Source organism: Limnohabitans sp. DCL3 (assembly GCF_048019295.1).
In the GTDB taxonomy this organism is placed as follows: Bacteria; Pseudomonadota; Gammaproteobacteria; order Burkholderiales; family Burkholderiaceae_C; genus Limnohabitans_A.
In genome coordinates this window covers 884,831-901,350 of record NZ_CP171842.1, presented here as the reverse complement: position 1 = coordinate 901,350, position 16,520 = coordinate 884,831, and the positions used below count along the sequence as shown (strand labels likewise).

At 60.0% G+C, this 16,520-nt stretch carries 18 protein-coding genes; 4 read left to right on the top strand and 14 right to left on the bottom strand.

Annotated features, from left to right (window positions below; genetic code table 11):
- Nucleotides 1–17: 17 nt before the first annotated feature.
- The 12 genes from pufC to ACHEXK_RS04000 form a co-directional block, all read right to left on the bottom strand.
- Nucleotides 18–1,079 (bottom strand): photosynthetic reaction center cytochrome PufC, encoded by a 1,062-nt coding sequence (pufC, locus tag ACHEXK_RS04055; RefSeq protein ID WP_416548090.1) that lies wholly within the window; start codon nt 1,077–1,079, stop codon nt 18–20.
- Nucleotides 1,076–2,053, bottom strand: coding sequence for a photosynthetic reaction center subunit M (pufM, locus tag ACHEXK_RS04050; protein ID WP_416548089.1), 978 nt, complete (start codon nt 2,051–2,053; stop codon nt 1,076–1,078). The genes pufC and pufM overlap by 4 nt, the downstream gene beginning before the upstream one ends.
- Before the next feature lie 49 nt (nt 2,054–2,102).
- The gene (gene pufL, locus ACHEXK_RS04045; RefSeq protein WP_416548088.1) at nt 2,103–2,939 is read right to left on the bottom strand and encodes a photosynthetic reaction center subunit L; all 837 of its coding nucleotides are present in this window, start codon (nt 2,937–2,939) and stop codon (nt 2,103–2,105) included.
- An 83-nt stretch (nt 2,940–3,022) separates the two neighbouring features.
- A complete protein-coding gene (gene pufA / locus ACHEXK_RS04040; RefSeq protein WP_053168888.1) occupies nt 3,023–3,232 on the bottom strand; it encodes a light-harvesting antenna LH1, alpha subunit in 210 nt (69 codons plus the stop codon).
- Nucleotides 3,233–3,242: 10 nt separating this feature from the next.
- Complete coding sequence (locus ACHEXK_RS04035) at nt 3,243–3,467, bottom strand: hypothetical protein (protein WP_416548087.1); 225 nt, start codon at nt 3,465–3,467, stop codon at nt 3,243–3,245.
- Between the two features lie 45 nt (nt 3,468–3,512).
- Nucleotides 3,513–3,656 (bottom strand): light-harvesting antenna LH1, beta subunit, encoded by a 144-nt coding sequence (gene pufB, locus ACHEXK_RS04030; protein WP_019425952.1) that lies wholly within the window; start codon nt 3,654–3,656, stop codon nt 3,513–3,515.
- Between the two features lie 149 nt (nt 3,657–3,805).
- Nucleotides 3,806–5,332, bottom strand: a complete 1,527-nt coding sequence (gene bchZ, locus ACHEXK_RS04025) for a chlorophyllide a reductase subunit Z (RefSeq protein ID WP_416548086.1) — start codon at nt 5,330–5,332, stop codon at nt 3,806–3,808.
- Nucleotides 5,329–6,882 carry a chlorophyllide a reductase subunit Y gene (gene bchY / locus ACHEXK_RS04020; RefSeq protein ID WP_416548085.1) on the bottom strand — a complete coding sequence of 518 codons (1,554 nt, stop codon included), beginning with the start codon at nt 6,880–6,882 and terminating at the stop codon, nt 5,329–5,331. Before bchY ends, bchZ begins: the two co-directional genes overlap by 4 nt.
- 30 nt (nt 6,883–6,912) lie before the next feature.
- The gene (locus ACHEXK_RS04015; RefSeq protein ID WP_416548084.1) at nt 6,913–7,929 is read right to left on the bottom strand and encodes a chlorophyllide a reductase iron protein subunit X; all 1,017 of its coding nucleotides are present in this window, start codon (nt 7,927–7,929) and stop codon (nt 6,913–6,915) included.
- On the bottom strand, nt 7,926–8,879 hold the full coding sequence (bchC, locus tag ACHEXK_RS04010; protein WP_416548083.1) for a chlorophyll synthesis pathway protein BchC: 954 nt from the start codon (nt 8,877–8,879) through the stop codon (nt 7,926–7,928). The genes ACHEXK_RS04015 and bchC overlap by 4 nt, the downstream gene beginning before the upstream one ends.
- A gap of 58 nt (nt 8,880–8,937) precedes the next feature.
- Complete coding sequence (locus ACHEXK_RS04005) at nt 8,938–10,131, bottom strand: methyltransferase (RefSeq protein ID WP_416548082.1); 1,194 nt, start codon at nt 10,129–10,131, stop codon at nt 8,938–8,940.
- Between the two features lie 31 nt (nt 10,132–10,162).
- Nucleotides 10,163–11,077 (bottom strand): polyprenyl synthetase family protein, encoded by a 915-nt coding sequence (locus ACHEXK_RS04000; protein WP_416548081.1) that lies wholly within the window; start codon nt 11,075–11,077, stop codon nt 10,163–10,165.
- A 173-nt stretch (nt 11,078–11,250) separates the two neighbouring features.
- Between ACHEXK_RS04000 and ACHEXK_RS03995 the strand changes: the two genes are divergently transcribed.
- The gene (locus ACHEXK_RS03995; RefSeq protein WP_416548080.1) at nt 11,251–11,451 is read left to right on the top strand and encodes a hypothetical protein; all 201 of its coding nucleotides are present in this window, start codon (nt 11,251–11,253) and stop codon (nt 11,449–11,451) included.
- A 74-nt stretch (nt 11,452–11,525) separates the two neighbouring features.
- Here ACHEXK_RS03995 and ACHEXK_RS03990 read toward each other — a convergent pair whose 3' ends face one another.
- The gene (locus ACHEXK_RS03990) at nt 11,526–13,286 is read right to left on the bottom strand and encodes an ABC transporter transmembrane domain-containing protein (protein ID WP_416548079.1); all 1,761 of its coding nucleotides are present in this window, start codon (nt 13,284–13,286) and stop codon (nt 11,526–11,528) included.
- 105 nt (nt 13,287–13,391) lie between these two features.
- On the opposite strand from ACHEXK_RS03990, the gene ACHEXK_RS03985 reads away from it, so the two are divergent.
- From ACHEXK_RS03985 to ACHEXK_RS03975, 3 genes are read left to right on the top strand one after another with little or no spacing between them, the layout of a single operon-like run.
- Entirely contained in the window at nt 13,392–13,730 is a 339-nt protein-coding gene (locus tag ACHEXK_RS03985; RefSeq protein WP_416548078.1) for a zinc ribbon domain-containing protein YjdM, read from the top strand.
- A 7-nt stretch (nt 13,731–13,737) separates the two neighbouring features.
- Nucleotides 13,738–14,079, top strand: a complete 342-nt coding sequence (locus tag ACHEXK_RS03980) for an ATPase with chaperone activity (protein WP_416548077.1) — start codon at nt 13,738–13,740, stop codon at nt 14,077–14,079.
- Between the two features lie 38 nt (nt 14,080–14,117).
- Nucleotides 14,118–15,470, top strand: a complete 1,353-nt coding sequence (locus ACHEXK_RS03975; protein WP_416548076.1) for an MATE family efflux transporter — start codon at nt 14,118–14,120, stop codon at nt 15,468–15,470.
- 25 nt (nt 15,471–15,495) lie between these two features.
- Here the strand turns inward: ACHEXK_RS03975 and ACHEXK_RS03970 are convergent, their stop codons facing one another.
- Nucleotides 15,496–16,368 (bottom strand): amidohydrolase family protein, encoded by an 873-nt coding sequence (locus tag ACHEXK_RS03970; protein WP_416548075.1) that lies wholly within the window; start codon nt 16,366–16,368, stop codon nt 15,496–15,498.
- Nucleotides 16,369–16,520: the final 152 nt, after the last annotated feature.

The window sequence follows — 16,520 nt, the reverse complement described above, 5'->3', positions numbered from 1 at the left end:
GTCCAGCGTCAGGCCGACTACTTGGACGCCACTTTGGCAGCGGCCAGAGCGGGTTTGAGCAACTCGGGAAAGTCTTTGGCCATTTGTGCGCCATTGAGCGGCTTGTACGCACCTTGGTGACAGGTGGCGCAGTTGAGCTTGGCCACATCCCCCATCGGGCCCTTGCGGTGTGCCGGGAAGACTTCGGTCAAAGGCTCCATGTAGGTCAGGTTCAGGTCACGGGCCATGCGGATACCGTGCCAAGCCGTTGTGCGTTGGGGCGGGCTGTTTTCCCAGTTTTGGAAGGATTGGGTGTTGTGGCAATACGTGCAGTTGACACCCAGCGAGGTGGACATGTGCGTCATCAACCCATAGGTCCACTCGGCCTGCTTGATCGACATGCGGTTACCCGAGGGCAAAGCTGTGGGGCCGTTGACACGAATCTTCTGGTCACCCAGCAGGAAGGGGGTGAAAGGATCGTTCGGCAGAGAGGACAAATTGACCACCGGTGAAGGTGTGTTTTGTCCCGTCTTGTCGCCGATGAAGTTGGAACCGTAAGGCTGGGGATCGGCCTTGAACCAGATGGCATTGGGCACGGGCTCACCCCGGTGGCAGGTGTAGCAGGTCACACCGGTTTTGGCCACATGAGGCTGCCAATCGGCGTTGATGTGCTGGGTCATCTCAACCATGCGACGGGCCACCACTTTGGTGTATTTGCTGTCGTCTTCGAAGTTGGGCAGCGCATGGCAATACGCACAACCCTCGTTGGGGGCCACCCAACTGGTCATGGAGACCATGAGGCGGTTGAAATCACCCACGCTCAGGTCACCCAACACTTTCACATTTTTGTAAACCTGTGAGGCTTTGGGCCCATCCGAGCCTCCCGATGGAATGGCCACAGGCGGCTGATTTTTTTCGGTTTTGACTTCAAGCAGTCGGGCGTTGTACACCTGCACCATGCCGGTGCCACGGTAACCACTTTGAACCGTCTCAGGCACAGGGCGCTCGCAACCAGCGAGCACCAGACCGGCCAGTGTCAGTCCCAAGCCCTTAGCCAGGCGGACTGTCCAGCGGGGTGCGTTCAAGGTCTTCATGCTCATGGCTTGCCTCCATTGCTCAATGCGGGGTCCACCATCGCGGGGAAAATTTCGGGGTACGGTGGCGCCACCCCATGCTTGATGGCCCAGAGGTACCAGTTGTCCACCACAGTGCCCGTCAACAAGATGCCAATACCGCCCGTGATGGGGCACAACACAGCAAACCACCAGGCCCAGCGGTGAATCGATTCCATGGTGGCGTTGAAGCCCATGGTCCAGCGCCAAAACAAGGCAGCGCGCTCTGAGGCAGTCCCCCGGTCGGTGATTTGCTCAATCTCGCGCTCACCGCCAAAGCGGGTCACTGCCAAAATGGTCGCACCGTGCATGGCAAACAGCAGGGCCGAGCCATACAGGAACACAATGGACAGCGCGTGGAAGGGGTTGTAGAACAGGTTGCCATAGCGCAACGAGAAGGCCGCCGTCCAGTCCAGGTGAGAGAAGATGCCGTAGGGCACAGCTTCACCCCATGAACCCATGAGAATGGGGCGGAACAAACCCAACACCAAGAACAACCAGATGGCCGCAGCAAACGCCCACGCGATGTGGGTGCCCATGCCCAACTCGACGGCGCGGCGGTAGGTTCGGGCCCACCAGAACATCACCGACGCTGTGAGGAACAAACCGACGATGAGGAACCAGCCACCTTGGTTGAGCGGCGGCCAACTCAGGCCATAGCTCGGCGGCGGCGGCTCTAAGGACAGCCAAAACAGCTGGCGCACAAACTGTATCGGGTCGTAATTGACCGATGCCAGCATGTTCATGCCAATCAAGGTGAAGGCGATCAAGCCACACACGAGCGAGAGCAGACCCAAGCCACCTAAATATATGGGGCCGAGCTGGGCATTGCCCAACTTGCCCACCCAATAGTTGATCAGGGGTTGCCCCGTGCGTGGGCTGTTGCCGTGTCCGAGTGGCACCCCTTGGTGCACCGGACCCACGGCTTGCACCGTGGTGAACAGATTTTGATAGTCGGCCATTTGCTGTACTCCTCAATTCTTCAGATTCGGTCTGGCTGTGCAGCCTGACTCAAACGGGCCACTGGGACCAGATGGGCATGTTCAGCCACCAGCTCCACCACTCAGGCCAGCCACGGCTCCAGAAAGGGCCACTGAGCACAATGCACAGGGCGCTGAACAACACGGCAGCCAGGGCCAAAAACAAACCCAAGCGGTGAATGCCCAAGGTGCCGATGGAGTAACCAATGATGTCGCGGAAGAACGTGTCTTCGTGTTCGGGTGTCTTGACCACGGTGCCCGGTGCAGGGTTGGTCGAGGACAAGATCAGGCCACCATGCAGCGACAAGGCAAACACGCTGGCGAAGAAGAAACTCACGGCGATCATGTGCGCCGGGTTGTAATGGAAGTGCAGGTACTGGTAACCCACGTTGGAGACCCAGTCGAGGTGGCTGTAGATGCCATAGGGGAAGCCATGTCCCCAGGCCCCCATGAGCACCGGCCGGATGACCACCAAAGTGACATAGGCCGAGATGGCCACACCAAAGGCCACAGGCACATGAAAGCCCATGCCCAGCTTGCGGCATATTTCGACCTCGCGCATCATCCACGAGCCAAAGGCACCAATGGCACACACCGTGATGAGCTGCCACAGGCCGCCCTCCATCAGGGGCGCGAAGCGCAAACCATAGGACAAATCAGGCGGTGCAATGCTGATCTGCCAAATGTTCCAGGTCGGGCCTTGTGAAGCCCCCCACAAAATCAGGGCAGTCCCCAGAAACGAGAAAAACAGGGTTGTCACGCCGAAGAAGCCGACGTAAAACGGTCCGACCCAGAAGTCAAACAAGTCACCACCCAGCAGGGTACCACCGCGAACACGGTACTTTTTTTCAAAACTCAGCATGGCCATGGTTGGGTCCTCCTGCTTCAGTGGATCAACAGATGCCGCATTGACACGGGTTCAATGGCGGCACCTGAACGGCAAGTCCTGGATCAGGACTTGGGCGCAGCGAGCGAAGCCACCGCGGTCGGCAGCGGCGAGTTTTGCGCCGATGCTGCTACGGGTTTTTTCGCGCCGTCGAGCCAGTTGAATTTGTTGGTGCTGAGCAAGATGAGGTGAATCATCGCGGCCAGGCCAAACAAGAAAATGCCCTGCAGCACCATGGCACGCAAAGGGTCGTAAAGTCGCCAAATTCTCCACATGGTGAATCTCCTAAATGATGTGGGACATGAAGGTGTACACCGCAGCTTTCACACCCTGACTCATGCTCTTGGCATCCTCTGCACCGGGCAGCAGATCCCGCCAGTGAACGCCGACCAGTTTGGCCAGTACGACGACCACAAACAGGCATCCAAATCCGATCAGGAAAATGGACCAATAAGCGGGAGACTCATCCGCACGCGAATGGGCCTCATTGAGGTGGTTGGTGTTTTGCATGACAGTGACTCCGTCAATCGATGGATGAATGAAACAGGCTCTGAATCAGAACCAGGGACGCCACGCCCAGACCAGGATGTGGGCCAGCACAGCGACTGCTGTAAAGCCTACGGTGCCCTGCATCCAGTAGTGATGGAACTCCTGGGCTTCCTCATCGGTGAGTCCGGAAATTGATGTCTTTGTGGACATTTTTTGCTCCTTTTAAAGAGGCCTTGCGACCCGGGTTGCGCACAGCCCGCGCAGATGGGCATCCGCAGCCAAAGGCCACGACATCGGGACAGTGGCGCCACACACAGCAGCACCAGCGGTTGTTGTTGATTGAATGTGCGTGCATGTTTTCATGCCGCCACCCCCAGACCTAACTCGCGGCTGGCCGCATTCACATGGGCTTCGGTCACTTCGTTTTGGCCTTGGGCCTGAGAGAGTTGCTCAGCCTGATCGCGCAAGCGCTTGGCCGCTGATATCTGCACCAGCACAGGCTGGTTTTGCACCACATCACGCAATCGTTGTTGGGCCTCGTCTTGCCAACTGGCGTTGGGGGCCACCACGCCACGCGCTTGCGTGGCTTCCACTTTGTCCATCTCTGTGCCCAAAGGCAGGATGTGAAACAGCGCATCAAACAGCGCGTTGCACACTTCTTGGATCACGTAGCTTGCACCGCTGTAACCCATGAAGGGGGTGCCCGTGTGACGGCGGATGATGGCGCCAGGAAAAGACGCCGGAATGAAGGCCGCTCGCATGGGACTGCTGCCCGAGATTTCGCTCAGGTACATGCGCTCGTTGTAGCTGCCAAACATGATGAGCGGCGTTTGCGTTTGGACCAATTCGCGAACCTTGGCGTTGTCGGTTTTGGTGCCTGCTGTGCGGGAGACACTGAAGCGGCAAGGCAAACCCATTTCATGCTCCAGAAAATTTTTCAGCCCACGCGAGTAAGTCTCGCCCGCCACCACGGCAAAGCTGGCCGTGGCAAAAAAGTCTTGCGTGACCGAGCGCCACAAGTCCCACATGGGTTTGAGCGTCGTGTGCTTTTCACGCTCAATGAAAGGCTCTGGGTCCAGGTGCAGCAATTCACCCAGCTTGCGCAAAAAGTTGGTGGTGCTGTGCAAACCAATGGGCGCTTGCAAATACGGGCGCTCCAGCGCCTCGCACAACATGCGGCCAAACTCGCGGTACATGCAGATGTTGACATCGGCCTCGACCAAGCGCGATACATCGGCCAGATGGCTGCCCAAAGGAAAAACCATGTTGACTTCGGCACCGATGCCTTGCACCAAGCGGCGAATTTCAGCCAGGTCACTGGCGCTGTTGAAAGTGCCGTAGCAGGGGCCAATGATGTTGACGCGGGGCTTTTCGCCCACCGGACGTTCTTCAAAGGGTTTGCGGGCAGGCACTTTGCGCAAACCATACTCACTCCAGAGCCAGTACATGGCACGGTTGGCGCATTGCCACTGGTCTTCGTCGATGGTGCGGGGTAAAAACCGGGCGATGTTGGTGCCTTCGGGCGTGACACCGCCGCCAATCATTTCGGCGATCGAGCCGGTCACCACCACGGCGGGCAGCTCTGGGTCCAGCGTCGCATGGGCGCGTTTCATGGCGCCTTCTGTCCCTTCGCGACCGAGCTGCTCTTCGGCCAGACCGGTCACCACAATGGGCAATTCATGCGGGGGCAAGGCATCGGTGTAGTGCAGCACCGAGGTCACGGGCAGGTTTTCGCAGCCCACTGGGCCGTCGATCACCACCTGCAAGCCTTTGATGGCGGTGAACACGTAGACCGCACCCCAGTAGCCGCCGGCGCGGTCGTGGTCAAGGATGAGCGGCGACTTGGGCTTGGCCACGCTGCTGGGTGGAGGATTGACCTGGTTCATGAACCCATCTCCTCGGCTTTGCGCTTTTTCAAAATCTTTTCGATTTGGCGACGGGTTTCGGCTTTGAACTCAGGTCGGTCTTTGGGCACCGATTCCCACACCCCGGCAGCATGGCCTGCACCCACATCGCCAAAGAATGATTTCATGGCGTCAAAGCGGGCTTTGTTGCCCATGGCGGCCTGCACCACCTGTACCAGCGATCCGGCCCCGGCCACACCCATCAGGGGTCTGGCCGAAATCAGGTTGGTGAAGTACAACGAGGGCACACTGTTTTGCTTGGCGATTTGCACCACCGGGGTGGTGCCAATGGCCAGCTGCGGCCGGTATTCGTACATCGCGTTGAGGTCTTGCTCCAGGGAGGCGCGCATTTGCACCTGCACGCCTTTGGCTTGCAGCCAGGCGATGTCTTGTGCGTTCCATTCGGTAGCAGGACAGGCCGAACCAACATAACGCACATCAGCACCGCACTCGACAAGCAAACGGCCCACCAACAACTCAGAGCCCTCATAACCACTCAGGGTGATGCGGCCCGAGATGGGTTTTTGCATCAACAGTCCTCGCATTTGCGCAAGCGACTGGTTGCGTGCCACATCGATTTGCGCCTGCGCGACGCCTGCCGCCTGTCCGATGTTTTGCAGCCAGTCTTGTGTGCCTTCCAGACCCACCGGGGCCGAGCCCACCACGGGCCGACCCGCAGCTTTGAATTCCCGCACGCTCGCTGTGTAAAACGGGTGGATGGCCGCAGCCACCGAGCAGTCCAGCGCGGCGTACAACTCACGCCACTCGCGGGTAGGCACCACCGGGCCTGCAGCCAGGCCCATGGGGGCGAGCATCTGGCCGATGATGACCGGATCGGCGGGGAACATCTCACCCAGCAGGGCCACCGTGGGCTTGTCAGCGCGACCGGCGCGGGGCGCGGCCACGGGGCCGTTCATGACTTCTTCGCGGGCGTATTTCAGCATCGCCCCGGCCAACACGTCTTTGGCTTCGGCATGCGTCGGCACACCAAAACCAGGCACGTCGATGCCTATGACACGCACACCGTTGATCTCTTTGGGCAGCAACTGCAGTGGCACGCCACTGGCGGTGGGTACGCACAGGTTGATGATGATGACGGTGTCGACTTTGCTCGGGTCGGCCTCGGCGTGCACCGCTTCGCGGATGTCTTCAAACAACTTGCCTGTGACGAGAGACTCTGAGTTGAAGGGCACATAACCGACACTGCGGCGCGCACCGTAAAAATGGGAAGTGAAGGTCAGGCCATAAACGCAGCACGCCGAACCCGACAAGATGGTGGCGGTGCGCTTCATGCGCAAACCCACGCGCAGTGAACCAAAGGCTGGGCACATGCTTTGCGGCTGGTCGTGTGGACCGGCATCGGGTTGGCGCGGGTAGTCGCGGGCGTATTGGTCCAGCACCTCGGACTTGCCCGCCTCTTTGGCGGCGGCCACCATGGCCTCGGTCCCGGCGTGGCAACCCATGCCGTCGCCTTGCAGCCCTGCAGGGTTGAGGGCGTCGGTGCTGGGGTGAATCGGAATGGTGCGTGTCATGGCCGTGTCCTGTGGGTGTGTCTGCGCGAATCAGGCCGCGTCGTAGACGACTTCCAGCGAAGGCTTGAGGTCTTCGTGCTTGCCGACCATGTCGAACACGGTGGCGGGCTCGAGCACCACGTTGCGGCCCACCACATCGGCACTGAACAGACCCAACAACTGGTCTTGGGTTTGAGGCTTCGGACGCATGGGCGGGGCTTCGGCGACGTTTTTGGCCAACTCGGCAAACAGCGGGCCCCACTCGCCATCAGGACGGCCAATGATTTCGTAGCTGGCGCTCTTGCGGCGGATGTCTTCGTTCGCAGGAATGGCCGCTAGCACAGGGATGCCCGCATTGTCGGCAAACGCTTGGGCTTCGCCTGTGCCGTCGTCTTTGTTGATGACCATGCCGGCCACCCCCACATTGCCGCCGAGCTTGCGGAAATACTCCACGGCCGAGCACACGTTGTTCGCCACATACAGGGACTGCAAGTCGTTGCTGGCCACCACAATGACTTTTTGGCACATGTCGCGGGCAATGGGGAGACCAAAGCCGCCGCACACCACGTCGCCCAAAAAGTCGAGCAGCACGTAGTCAAACCCCCAGTCGTGGAAACCGAGTTTTTCGAGGGTTTCAAAACCGTGGATGATGCCCCGGCCGCCGCAGCCGCGACCCACTTCGGGGCCACCCAATTCCATGGCAAAGACGCCGTCGCGCTTGAAGCACACATCACCAATGCTCACCGCTTGGCCAGAGAGTTTCAGGCGTGACGAAGTCTCGATGATGGTGGGGCATGCCTTGCCGCCAAACAGCAAACTGGTGGTGTCGCTCTTGGGGTCACAGCCAATCAGCAGCACTTTTTTGCCCTGCTGCGCCATCATGTAGGACAAATTGGCCAGTGTGAAGCTTTTGCCGATACCGCCTTTGCCATAGATGGCAATGATTTGCGTCTCTTTGGTCACCTCGGAGGTGCTGACGGCATCGGGCTCGACATCGGCTTCGCGCCGAAGCACCTCGACAAATTTGATGGGCTGTGAAGGGGTCACGGTGTCAGTTGTGGTGTTCATGAGGAGGCACTCCAATCCAAGATCATCTTGAGACAGCTCGCATCTCCGAAGGCGGTCTCGTAGGCAGAACCAGCTTGTGTCGATGGCTGGGTGTGGGTGATCAATCCGTCGAGCGACAAACGGCCGGTGTTCACCAGCTCGTTGACGGCCAACAAGTCGGGGCGTTTCCATTCGGCGGCAATGCGCATCCGTGCTTCGCGCATGAAGGCCGGGGCGTAAGCAAATGAAAGGTCTTGTTTGTAAAAGCCGGCCAACACCAGCTCGCCCCCTGGGCGCAGGCGCTGAATCAGGCCGTTGAGCAAACTGCCGTCGCCGCTCACGTCGTAGATGGTGTTGTAGTCACGGCGCGGGTCGTCTTGCGGCTGCACCACGCTGTAACCCTCGGCCCCGGCAGAGCGCTCGACCTGGGTTTCCCAAACTGTGGGGGCCGGCAGCCCGGCAGCCACCGTCAAGCGGGCCAACAAGCGGCCCATGACGCCATGACCAATGATCAGCTCAGGTGGGGCAAAAGGATCTTGTTGCCCTCCCCCCGATACCGCGTGGTAAGCCGTGGCGGCCAGGGCCAAAAGCACCGATTGCGCCCCCAGGTGCTCGGCCACCGGCACCACCTTTTGCGCGGTCACCACCAAACGCGAAGCCGCGCCGCCAAACAGACTTTTAACCCCAGTGAAACAACTGGCACCCGGGACAAACACGCGCTGACCGGCCTGTAAACCCGTGTCGCAGGCGCTGCGCACCACACGCCCCACCGTCTCATACCCCGGCACCAGCGGGTAGCCCATTCCCGGGAAGGGCGGCATGCTGCCATCCCAGAGCATGCGCTCCGTTCCTGTGCTGATCCCACTGTATTCGACGACCACGTCCAGTTGGCCGGCTTGCAACTCAGGCAGTTCCAAAGTCTGCAAAGACAGGCTTCTGGGGTTGTTGAAGACGACGGCTTGGGATTTCATGGTTGTATTTTTTGCTTTACATAAAGAGATGTCAAACTTAATTGACACTTTGATTGAATTACAAGGGTAAACACTGAGACTTGCGACCCAACAAGATGCGCGCATGGATGGGCATGGCGTTGGGCACTTGTTCGACATGGGTGAAGCCGGCCTCCTGCATCAGGGTTTGCAACTCTTGCGGCGTGCGCAGACGCCCAGCACCCATGGCCAACAGGTAAAAATGAAAGTAGGCGTCGACCGATGCACTGGGTTGACCCGCTTCGCCTTCAGGCTGCGCCATCGGCTCGGCCAAGAGCAATACGCCGCCCATGGGCAAAGCGGCATGGGCTTTTTGCAAGATCTGACGCACCACCGCATCAGGGTGGTCATGCGCCACGCGCACCAGGGTGATCAGATCCGCACCTTCGGGCAAGGGGTCATCCAAAAAGCTGCCAGGGTGCAAGGCCACGCGCTCGCTCAAACCTTGGTTTTGCATGCTGTCTCGGGCCAGTGCCAGCACCGGGGGGAGGTCAAACATTTTGAACTTCAGGTGCGGCGCGTGCGCTGCCAGTTCGCTCACAAAACGGCCTTGGCCTGCCCCCACATCGAGCACGCAGCGGTGTTCGTCAAAAAAGTAGGACGACAGGATTTCCTGCACCACAAAGCCTTGCGATGCGGCCATCAGGCGCGAATACCGGGTGAATTTGTCCGCCTCTGAGGCCGGCATGACAGGGGCGGGTTTTTCGTGGGCATACGGCCAGTAGTCGGCCATGCCACCACTCCAAGCGTTGTTCAAAAACTGCAACGGGTCTTGCATGTCTTGGTAGAGCAGATGGTTGTGCTCAATCATTTGGCCAATGCCCTCGTGCTGCGCCAGCGGCACGCCGAGCGGGCCAAGACCGAAACGGCCTTGACTGCGGTGCTCTAACAGGCCCAGCGCCACCGCAGACAGCAGCAAGCGCTGCAATACCGCCGGCGCCAAACCTGTGCTGCGAGCCAAGTCGTCCAAACGGGCCGGTGCTTGGTGAAGCGCTCGAAACAGGTCCAGCCGTACACAACCGAGCAGCACTTGGCTGTGCACAAATCCGGCCATCAAATCGAACAACTGACGGGTGCGGCGACGCGTGAGCCAGCGTGTGATGGGGTTGCTGAGCGACCAACGGTACAAACCGGGGTGCGCGTACCAACGTTCCAGACGGGCTTGCCAGGCGTCCTTGAAAGAGTTGGAAGCGGTGGGGGCCTGCATGGCGGCCAGATCCAAGGGTTGGGACATGGTGCTGCCTTCTCGTTTTGAGGGAGTGCGCTCAATGCGGGGCGCTGATGCGCCCCGCAGCCACGATGGAATGGGTCTTGAAATAACCTTCGCACAGGGCTTTGGGCACCAAGCGCTCGGCCTCCAGCTGGACCAGTTGGCGCAACATGTCGCGGCAAGAGCCCGCCGGAATCGATTCGGTGGCTTGGTCGATCAGGTGGTCAAAGTGGGCAATCGCACCCGTCAGACCCAGCGCTTGGGCTGAGCTGGGGCGCGCATGCAAAGCGTCTTGACCTGCGGGTTTGCCCAAGGTGGCCGCATCGGCGATCACATCGCGAATGTCGTCCGCCACTTGGTAGGCTTCGCCCAAATATTGGCCCAAATGCGCCCACGGTTCGGGGGCCACACCACAGCTGAGGGCACCCGCGCAGGTGGCAGAAACAAACAGCGCACCGGTTTTGGCGCGTTGGTATTGGCCCAAGTCGGCACTGGTTTCGCACTCCCAAGCTTGCCCGGCGACGATGCCATGGGGCAAGCCCACACCGGTGGTCATGTTGTCCATCAGCGTCGTCAAGCGCTCGGGGTGTTGCACACCCGCCTGCAACAAGACACGATAAGCCATGACGATCAAGCCATCCCCGGCCAACAGGGCCAGCGGTTCACTGAAGGCCTTGTGCACCGTGGGTCGGCCGCGGCGGGTGTCGGCGTTGTCAAAAGCGGGCATGTCGTCGTGCACCAGCGATGCGCAGTGCATCAGTTCTAACGCCACGGCGGCGGCATTGGTCAGATGAGGCGCGTTGTCACCACAGGCAGTGGCCACGGCCATGCACAACTGCGGGCGGATGCGCGCCCCACCCGAAAACACAGCATGGCGCATGGCGGCCAGCAGCCGAGGAGGTGCACCACTGCCTGCTGCTTGCTCAAAATGCGTGCTCAGGGCTTGCTCGGCGCGTGTCATCAGGCTCATGGGACCTCCGGAGGGCAGGCCTGTCAACCCAAGCTGACAGGTACATGTGTAAATGTAACCTGATTCACCAGACTGTCAATGTTTATTGACATCAGAAGACACCCCATCGTGCCGAAGGCGCACAAAATTGCAGCGCAAACGCCCCCAACCGTCACACAAGCAGGAGACATCTCATGGGAATTTGGCTGGAACTGGGTATTTTTGCATTGGTCTTCTTGTTGGCCCTTTGGCAAATGCGCGACGTGCGCCAAGCGCAAGCGCAAACCCGGCAGCAGCGGGCACGGGAAAAGGCCGAGCAAGCGGCAGCGGCTGCGTTGGCGGCAGCTGGGCAGGCGCCATCCGAGGCCCCAGAAGAAAAGGGGGCAACGCTTTGATCAGTGGCCCCGTAGGGCCATTCGGGGTGGGCTGCAGGGGTGTGCAGCGATACCGCTGCGCCGGCTCCGCCTCGTCAGACTGCAGACTCGGCGTTGAACTGCAAGGCCGCCAAACTGGCGTAAATCCCGCCTTTGGCTTGCAGCTCGGCATGGGTGCCTTGCTCCATCAACCGACCGCGCTCGAGCACCCAGATCACATCGGCGCGCTGCACCGTGGCCAGGCGGTGCGCAATCACCAGCGTGGTGCGGCCCACCATGGCTTTGTCCAGCGCGGCTTGCACCATTTTTTCGCTTTGTGCATCCAGCGCACTCGTGGCTTCATCCAACAGCAAAAGCGGCGGGTTTTTCAGGATGGCCCTGGCAATGGCGATGCGCTGGCGTTGCCCCCCCGACAATCGCACACCCCGGTCGCCCAGATAAGTGTCAAAGCCCTCGGGCAACTCGCGGATGAACTCTTGCGCATAAGCGGCTTGGGCGGCAGCGTGGACTTCTTCCACACTGGCTTCAGGGCGGCCATAGCGGATGTTCTCAATCACTGTGCCCGAAAAGATGACAGGCTCCTGCGGCACGATGGCCATGCGCTCGCGCAGGGCATGCAGGTCCATTTGGTCTATCGGCACGCCGTCGAGGACGATTCGGCCCGTCTGCGGATCGTGAAAGCGCATGAGCAAATCGAACAAGGTGGTTTTGCCTGCGCCACTGGGCCCCACCACGGCCACTGTCTGGCCCGGATGGATCTGTCCACTGAGCTGGTCCAGCGCCCACGTGTCGGGACGCGAGGGGTAGTGAAAACGGACCGATTCCAATTGCAAAGATGAGCCGCCTTGCGGCCAGGGCGCTTGGAGCGGCTGAGCGGCACTCTTCAGATTTGACTCGGTGTGCAGCAACTCCATCAGACGCTCGGTGGCGCCCGCTGCGCGCAGCAAGTCGCCGTACACCTCACCCAGCACCGCAAAGGCGCTGGCCAGCAAGATGACATAAAAAACGGTTTCGCCCAGTTGACCAGCGGTGCTGGTGCCCGCGCGCACGGCCAAGGTGCCCATGTACAGGCCCCAGAGCAAGACGGCGCTGGATGCCATGATGATGAAACCGACCAGCACCGCGCGGGCGCGGATGCGACCCAGCGCCGTGCCCAAAGCGCGCGCTGTTGAGGCCACAAAACGTCGCGTCTCGCGGCCCTCGGCGGTATAGCTTTGCACCACGCTGATGGCGTTGAGCACTTCGGACGCGATGGCGCTCGAATCGGCCACCCGATCTTGGTTGGCTCGGGACAGGCGGCGCACGCGTCGGCCCAAGTAGACGCTCGGGAAAATCACCGCCGCCAACACAGCCACCACCTGCAGCATGAGCACCGGGTTGGTCCACACCAACATGATCAGCGCGCCGGCACCCATGACCAAGTTGCGCAAGCCCATCGAGAACGAAGAGCCCACCACGGTTTGCACCAAGGTGGTGTCATTGGTCAGTCGTGAAAGAACCTCGCCCGATTGCGTGGTCTCGAAAAAAGCCGGGCTTTGCTTGAGCACATGGCCGTAGACCGCATTGCGCAGGTCGCCCGTGATGCGTTCGCCCAACCAGCTCACCGTGTAATAGCGCCCCGCAGAAAAGACCGCCAAAGCCGCAGCCACCCCAAACAGCTGCAAAAAATTGCCCGACAGCTGATCGGCCGTGGCGCCACTGGCCAGGCCTTGATCAATCAATTGGCGCAAAACCCAGGGAAACGCCAGCGTGGTACCGGCGGCCAGCAACAAAAACACGGCGGCAAGGCCCATGGCCACGCGGTAGGGTTGAAGAAAAGGCACGAGACCAGTGAGCGATTTGGGGGTGGTGGCCATGAGAGCAAAGGGTGAAAACAGTCTCTTCAAGCATAACGTCAAAAGCGCCGCACCCATTTCTGTTGATTTGACGACGACAATCTGAGTTTTCAGAAAAATTCTCCGATGAGCACACTGCCACCCTGCCCTCAATGCCAAGATGCGTTCACCTACCAAGATGGCAACATGCTGATGTGCCCCAGTTGCGGGCACGAATGGAACCCTGCTGAAACTGCAGCGGGTGAAGTGACCAAAGTGTGGAAAGATGCCCATGGCAATCTGCTGCAAGACGGTGACAGCGTGACCTTGATCAAGGACCTGAAAATCAAGGGCTCTTCTGCCGTGGTCAAGGTGGGCACCAAAGTCAAAAACATTCGGCTGATCGAGGGCGACCACGACATCGACTGCAAAGTCGAGGGTTTTGGCCCGATGCAACTGAAAACCGAGTTTGTCAAAAAAGCCTGATGCCCACATGAGCGACGACAACCAGCTGTATTTGCCGGAAAGTTTCACAGCGCTTTACGTGCCGCCAGGCAAGGTCAAACCCAGCATCAGCCTGCGAGACATGGCCCAGCGCTATGAACTGTGTGAAGACTTGGCCAATTTGCTGACCGAGAAAGCCGCCAACATGCAATTCACTTTGGGCATCACTGAGGATCTGGTGCTGGCGCAATGCGAATTGGGCTTGCTGGCAGAACCGGCGGTGGTCTCGCCCAAGGAAGCGCGCTGGGTGGTTTGCCGGTTGGCCGAATTGCTCAACTGGCCCATGGACCAGCTGCTGCATGCACCGCCGCCCGCAGAGTCTGTCGCCTAAATCCTGACAAGGTCCGAGCCGCAGGTCACGATCTGCCCATGACCACCGCTTCAAACGACCTGCAGCGTCTGCTGCACGCCCCCATCTTGCCCACTTTGCTGCGCTTGTCTGCGCCCAATGTGCTGGCGATGGTCATGACGGTGCTGGTGGGTATTGCCGAAACCTATTTCTTGGGACGCTTGGGCACAGCGCCTTTGGCGGCCATGGCGCTGGTTTTCCCGTTTGCCATGCTCACGCAGATGCTGTCAGCCGGGGCCATGGGCGGTGGGGTCTCTTCGGCCATCAGCCGGGCACTGGGTGCTGGCGACGTGCCGCGAGCGCAATCTTTGTTGCAGCATGCCTTGCTGATCGGCGTGGGCGCTGGGCTGGTCTACAGCGTCATCTTTGTGGTCTGGGGGCCATGGCTTTACCAACTTTTGGGCGGGCGAGACGCCGTTTTGCTTGAAGCGAGCGCTTATGCGCGGGTTCTCTTCAGTGGCGCCTTGTGGGTGTGGCTCATCAACACTTTGGCTTCTGTGCTGCGCGGCACGGGCGATATGCACACACCTTCCATCGCATTGATGGTCACCTCGGCCTTGCAAATCATGGTGGGCGGCGTGCTGTGCCTGGGCGCAGGGCCTGTGCCCGCCATGGGCATGGTGGGGCTGGCTTGGGGCCACATCATCGCCACGGCCACCGGCGTGGCTTATTTCATCTGGTACCTGGTCACCGGTCAAGGTCGCCTGAGGCTCAAACTTCATGCGTTTGGGGTGCAAGGCCGTGTCTTGGCCGACATCCTCAAAGTGGGGGCCATGGCTTGCTTGTCGCCCGTGCAGTCGGTGCTGGCGATTTTGATTTTCACCGGCCTGCTGGCCCAACTGGGCACCGAAGCCCTGGCCGGTTATGGCATTGGTCAACGCTTGGAGTTTTTACTCATTCCCATCGCATTTGGCGTGGGTGTGGCCTCGGTACCCATGGTGGGGATGGCCATAGGCGCTGGCCATGTCGAGCGCGCGCGCCGTGTGGCCTGGGTGGCTGGCGGCGTATCCGCTTTCAATTTGGCACTGATCGGTGCCTTGGTGACGCTGGCGCCTGATCTGTGGGCAGGTTTGTTCACCCAAGACGAGTTGGTTCTGGCCTATGCCCGGCAATACTTGGTGACGGCTGGGCCAGCGTTCCCATTTTTTGGGCTGGGCTTGACCTTGTACTTTGCTTCGCAAGGTGCAGGTCAAGTCATCGGGCCCGTCCTGGCCGGGACGGTCCGCTTGGTGTTGGTGGCAGGGGCAGGTTACTGGCTGGCCCAACACCAAGGCACCGCCAAGCAATTTTATGGCCTGGTGGCCGTGGCCATGGTGCTCTATGGGCTGGTCACTGCAGCCTCCGTCAAAGCCACCCCGTGGCGTCGGCGCTGAGGCAGGACCCGCACCATGCTGAGCGTCACGCCGCCTTGTCCAGTCCCAGCAAACGGACGGCATTGCCTTTCAAAATACCCGGCATCACCTCAGGCTTGAAGCCGGCCACCTCAAAGTCCTTCATCCAGCGCTCGGGGGTGATCAGTGGGTAATCGCTGCCAAACAAGATGCGGTCTTTCAGCAGCGTGTTGGCATACTGAACAAGTTGCTTGGGAAAGTACTTGGGACTCCAGCCTGACAGGTCAATCCACACATTGGGCTTGTGCGTGGCCACACTCAAAGCTTCGTCTTGCCACGGGAAACTCGGGTGCGCCATGACGATCTGCATGTCGGGCCAATCGATCGCCACATCGTCGAGGTGCATGGGGTTGCTGTAGGCCAAGCGCAAACCGCCGCCGCAGCGCATGCCCGAACCAATGCCGCTGTGCCCAGTGTGAAAAATGGCGGGCAGTTGGTGGTGGTTGATCACCTCGTAGATGGGCCAGGCCATCTTGTCGTAGGGGTGGTAGCCCTGGACAGTCGGATGGAACTTGAAACCTTTGACGCCTTCTTCCTGGATCAATCGCTCGGCCTCGCGTGCCCCCATCTTGCCCTTGTGCGGGTCAATGCTGGCGAACGCAATCATCATGTCGCTGTTGTCGCGTGCGGCTTTGGCGATCTCTTCGTTGGGAATGCGGCGGCGGCCCAATTGCGATTCGCTGTCCACGGTGAACATGACCAAGCCAATCTTGCGCTCGCGGTAGTACTGCACGGTCTCTTCAATGGTGGGCCGGCGGTTGCTGCCAAAGAACTTGTCGGCTGCACGGTCGTATTCCTCGCCGTAGTTGTCAAAGGGGTTCCAGCAGCTCACTTCGGCGTGGGTGTGGATGTCGATGGCCAACAGGTCTTCGTGTTTCATGTCGCTTCTCCGCTGCAAATAAGGGTAGACGATAGCCGATGAAGCACACCACCAAGGTCTCCAGCAGGACCGCATGGGCCATTCAATGGAGCACCTGCCACCCAAGGGTCGAGCGCACGGGGGAGCGGCTTTCACAGGCCCAAGCCTGATCA

Bases quoted from the DNA above. Each gene is read 5' to 3' on its own strand.
- pufC (WP_416548090.1), bottom strand. From the start codon at position 1,079: ATGAGCATGAAGACCTTGAACGCACCCCGCTGGACAGTCCGCCTGGCT.
- pufM (WP_416548089.1), bottom strand. From the start codon at position 2,053: ATGGCCGACTATCAAAATCTGTTCACCACGGTGCAAGCCGTGGGTCCG.
- pufL (WP_416548088.1), bottom strand. From the start codon at position 2,939: ATGGCCATGCTGAGTTTTGAAAAAAAGTACCGTGTTCGCGGTGGTACC.
- pufA (WP_053168888.1), bottom strand. From the start codon at position 3,232: ATGTGGAGAATTTGGCGACTTTACGACCCTTTGCGTGCCATGGTGCTG.
- ACHEXK_RS04035 (WP_416548087.1), bottom strand. From the start codon at position 3,467: ATGCAAAACACCAACCACCTCAATGAGGCCCATTCGCGTGCGGATGAG.
- pufB (WP_019425952.1), bottom strand. From the start codon at position 3,656: ATGTCCACAAAGACATCAATTTCCGGACTCACCGATGAGGAAGCCCAG.
- bchZ (WP_416548086.1), bottom strand. From the start codon at position 5,332: ATGAACCAGGTCAATCCTCCACCCAGCAGCGTGGCCAAGCCCAAGTCG.
- bchY (WP_416548085.1), bottom strand. From the start codon at position 6,882: ATGACACGCACCATTCCGATTCACCCCAGCACCGACGCCCTCAACCCT.
- ACHEXK_RS04015 (WP_416548084.1), bottom strand. From the start codon at position 7,929: ATGAACACCACAACTGACACCGTGACCCCTTCACAGCCCATCAAATTT.
- bchC (WP_416548083.1), bottom strand. From the start codon at position 8,879: ATGAAATCCCAAGCCGTCGTCTTCAACAACCCCAGAAGCCTGTCTTTG.
- ACHEXK_RS04005 (WP_416548082.1), bottom strand. From the start codon at position 10,131: ATGTCCCAACCCTTGGATCTGGCCGCCATGCAGGCCCCCACCGCTTCC.
- ACHEXK_RS04000 (WP_416548081.1), bottom strand. From the start codon at position 11,077: ATGAGCCTGATGACACGCGCCGAGCAAGCCCTGAGCACGCATTTTGAG.
- ACHEXK_RS03995 (WP_416548080.1), top strand. From the start codon at position 11,251: ATGGGAATTTGGCTGGAACTGGGTATTTTTGCATTGGTCTTCTTGTTG.
- ACHEXK_RS03990 (WP_416548079.1), bottom strand. From the start codon at position 13,286: ATGGCCACCACCCCCAAATCGCTCACTGGTCTCGTGCCTTTTCTTCAA.
- ACHEXK_RS03985 (WP_416548078.1), top strand. From the start codon at position 13,392: ATGAGCACACTGCCACCCTGCCCTCAATGCCAAGATGCGTTCACCTAC.
- ACHEXK_RS03980 (WP_416548077.1), top strand. From the start codon at position 13,738: ATGAGCGACGACAACCAGCTGTATTTGCCGGAAAGTTTCACAGCGCTT.
- ACHEXK_RS03975 (WP_416548076.1), top strand. From the start codon at position 14,118: ATGACCACCGCTTCAAACGACCTGCAGCGTCTGCTGCACGCCCCCATC.
- ACHEXK_RS03970 (WP_416548075.1), bottom strand. From the start codon at position 16,368: ATGAAACACGAAGACCTGTTGGCCATCGACATCCACACCCACGCCGAA.